The following is a 3,898-nucleotide window of genomic DNA, read 5'->3' as shown; positions in this document are numbered from 1 at the left end:
CCTTTGGATCATTCCATCGACGAATATGCATATTCTCAGAATCGAGATGCTCAAGTCCGACGATTCGTTCGATGCCCACGCCAATCGGATCACGTTCAACCAAATTGGCATTACGAACAACATCACCGAACTTCACAGTCGTCCAGGTGGATTCTAAATCTTCCCTCATGGTTGCTTGTTTGACTCCCCAGTCCTACTCTTCCTTTTCAGGACCATTGACCGATTTCCTTTTATACCGAATCATCACGATATAACCTTGGGTATTGTTATCATAAACGATATCGACACCGATAATCTCCTTTAACGTTTTTCTGATCGATAGTGTTTTCTTCGTTAAACATTAGACAACTCCATCATTGGAGATATCATCTCATTACAAAGGTGTTTTGCTAAACCAACCGACCTAAATCTGTGCTCCCAAAGAAGTTTAAGTTCTTTCCTCAGCAAGCAGAAAGTATCTACTACAGTCATTTGTGTTTGGATTGGTGGTACAGGAAGAAACTGCTGAAGAAGGGTCGACCCACGGAGGTTATTCTGCACCCCGCCTTGAGACAATTTGGCAGTGTGAGCGCGACCAACCTGAGAGTTGAAATACTCTTTGGCAAATTCAGAATTTAATGACTCCTTTAGTCGGAATCTAATCAGGAATGCCCCAGGAAGCATAGGCAGAGACTGTTTTTTGAAAACACACGCTACACCACAAGTACCACTACGAGAAATCAATAAGTCATCTGTCCTAAGAATATGAAATTTGTAATCCTCAACATCCAAGTTTGCTAACGGTACAGTCGAGTAGTTTATTGTGCCATCCTCAGATATATCAGTAGTTCTTATTTGTCCTAAAGCGCCACTGTTAGAATATTTACTACTACTGAATCTTGGACCATAAGCCGACTCTGACACTTGAGACCTCAAAGTTTGGACTTCATACCCCGAATATTTAAAGTAGGCAAAGGCTATCTGTGTAACAATAGTCTCTAAGTTCATTATGCTCTTGCTCCATTCCTCAATCACTTCATCTGCCGCCCATAGGATTTCTGCGATACGCTTCTGCTCCTCAATAGGGGGGAGAGGGAATTCTTGAATGCACAGAGTAGTCCAGTTGATTGTCGGTGAAAGAGAGCCGACCGATATTGCAATGGCACGTTCCATGAACATATCTGATTGCAGAAAGAACAGCAAAAACTCAGGCAGAATCATTTTGGGTTTTGCCCTTATTACCATCGCATGTGCGGAACAAATGCCATCGAACTCAGCAACCGCAAGTTTGCGTTGATAGGCACGCCTGCGACCAAAGATCACATCCCCTTTCTTAAACGCCAACTTCTGACCAGTTACATCGGACGGATGCCCCCAATGTCGAAGGTGTAAGGTTTCAGGATCAAGGTGTTCCAAGCCAACGTAGATATCAGTTTTAGCTTCTGACGGATCGACACGAATAGCGACGTTTTGAGCGATATCTCCAAACTTCACTATTCTCCAACCAGGCTTGAGATAATGTTTGCTCATCCTACACCCTCCGAACTCACGACGAACTCAATGATGGAGATTCCTCCACCTAACTCGTCCTCATTTAACCATTCATCAGGCACATCGGGCGGTTCATTGCCATTAAAGGAGTTGCGTACGTCTAGTCTATCAAGCAGGGAGTGCGCCATCTGTTGCCGAACGAAAAAGCAGTCACCTGAGCCACGGAATGACTTACTATTTGAAGATGCTCGCCTCATGTACTCTGAAGCCTGCTCAGCAGTCACATCAATCAAGTCCCATATGACTTTATCCCATCCTATAGTCTGGTTCGGAGGTGGAAACACAAATGGCTTTCCTGCATCACCAAGAACAAAGCTTATCAGTTCATTTAGAAAGCACCTATATAGGCTTAATTTGGGCAAGGACGGCTGGGCAGTCAATGTACAATGCCAAGGTAAAGATGAGTGGAAGTAGCAAGAATGAATGCCTGGGCATCCAGGGCATCGGGGGCATATAAACGGAATACCGCCAATTAGTAGGTATTTGCAGGCATTGTATAGGTCCATCCCCAACACTTTGCGATTCTGTCCATTCAATTTCGAAGTTGAACGGACATATTTGAATTCCGGCCAATTAGCATAAAGGTAGTGTTGGTTGCTATCAGGTTTTAAGTGTATTCCACTGTTCTTCTTAGCTTGTAATAAGAGTGCGGACCTTTCAATAACTTCTTTGTTTTGAACTTCCGTGCGCAATAGTAGAAGGTCACCTATCTCAACACGCCTCTGCGATTGATTAGTGAGGTCTATGTACTCAACAAATGGCTGACCGTGAACAAATACACCATCCGCTTTGATCTCAACGCTACCCAAGGGCTTTAGCGCATTTATCGCGTTGGGAATTTCACATACCATATTAGCAACAAGTTGAGGTTCTGCTTGGGTTGGAGTTTTCAGCGCCGCCACTAGACTGTGACGTAAGGTACTAGATAGACGAATATAGTCGTTGTGAGGCAGACCAGTGATCACCTTGCACGCTCCATTGTGTTTGACTTTACCATGACCTCAAGTAAGTCACTCATGGATTCTCGTAATGCCGCTGAACTTTGCAGCCAGTCTTCAATAGTCTGTTTCAGATTGACGACTTCTCCCTCTTGGTTTCCGTTGCCTGCTTGTACATAAAGCGGAATACTGAGGTTGCCGCCTTTCTCTAATATTTCGGCGTTATTTACGACACTTGCGAATTCGTCAACGTCTACAAAAGACTGATAAGCATCTACTATGTGTTGAATGTGGTCGTCAGTCAAGAAACTTTGAGCACGTTCGCGAGTGACCTCATTAACAGCGTTGATAAATAGTATCTTGTTCCGGCGCTCTTTCGGCTTGTTCATACGGCAGATTACAACACAGGACTCCATACTTGAGTTGTAAAAAAGATTCGGACCTAACCCAAGAACGCACTCCACCACATCATGAGCGACAAGTTTCTCTCGCATCGCTTGTTCCTCATTGCGGAACAATACGCCGTGTGGAAAAAGAATCGCGCAACGTCCTGAATTTGGCTTCATGCTCTTGATAATATGTTGCCAGAATGCGTAGTCTGCACGCCCCTGAGGTGGTGTGCCATAAATGTTTCGTCCCCAAGGATCGGCTGACCAAGCATCGCGATCCCATTGCTTTACTGAATAAGGGGGATTAGCAAGCACCACATCAAACTGCATCAAGCGGTCCCCTTCGACAAATGCGGGATGTGCCAGAGTATCTCCGCGCACAATACGAAAATCTTCTATCCCGTGAAGGAAAAGGTTCATACGACCGATGGCTGATGTAAGGAGATTAAGTTCCTGCCCGAATAGACTTAGATTTCGCCATTCTTTGTCATGGCGCTTGAGATGTGCAGCAGTAGAAAGCAACATGCCTGCTGAACCGCATGTCGGGTCATAGATGGACTCTCCTGGGTGAGGTTCAAGCATTTCAGTCATGAGGTGGACGACGGTTCGATTGGTATAGAACTCAGCAGCGGTATGTCCTGAATCATCGGCGAACTTTTTTATCAGGAACTCATACCCTACACCAAGTTCATCCTCTGGACAGTTGGCAAGCGACAGCGTTTGTGAACTGAAATGCTCAATCAATTCCCTTAGCATATGGTCAGGTAGCCGTTCCTTGTTCGTCCACTGGGCATCCCCAAACACACCGTAGAGAGTATCAGGATTGGTACTTTCGATTGCTCGCAGGGCTTCTTGGATCGCTTTGCCAACGTTCTTGACTTCTGTGCGAACTGCTTTCCAGTGAGCATCCGCAGGAATCTGGAAACGATGCTGTTCAGGTAACTCCGCATATTGAGTATCGCCACCGGATTCTTCCAAAGCCAGAGTTCTCTCCTCATCAAAGACATCACATAAACGCTTGTGAAACAACAGTGGGAAGAT

At 45.3% G+C, this 3,898-nt stretch carries 3 protein-coding genes; all 3 read right to left on the bottom strand.

The window, feature by feature from the left end; translation table 11 throughout:
• Window positions 1-333: 333 nt before the first annotated feature.
• A complete protein-coding gene (locus WCO51_10725; protein MEI6513728.1) occupies window positions 334-1,509 on the bottom strand; it encodes a restriction endonuclease subunit S in 1,176 nt (391 codons plus the stop codon).
• Entirely contained in the window at window positions 1,506-2,495 is a 990-nt protein-coding gene (locus WCO51_10720) for a hypothetical protein (GenBank protein MEI6513727.1), read from the bottom strand. Before WCO51_10720 ends, WCO51_10725 begins: the two co-directional genes overlap by 4 nt.
• Window positions 2,492-3,898: N-6 DNA methylase (locus tag WCO51_10715; protein MEI6513726.1), on the bottom strand; the 1,407-nt coding region annotated here is incomplete at its 5' end. The genes WCO51_10720 and WCO51_10715, both read right to left, overlap by 4 nt.

This window comes from bacterium (assembly GCA_037131655.1).
GTDB lineage: Bacteria > Armatimonadota > Fimbriimonadia > Fimbriimonadales > JBAXQP01 > JBAXQP01.
This window is presented reverse-complemented; position numbering and strand designations above follow the sequence as displayed.

Excerpts from the sequence above, each read along its gene's own strand:
- WCO51_10725 (MEI6513728.1), bottom strand. The coding sequence starts at position 1,509 with ATGAGCAAACATTATCTCAAGCCTGGTTGGAGAATAGTGAAGTTTGGA.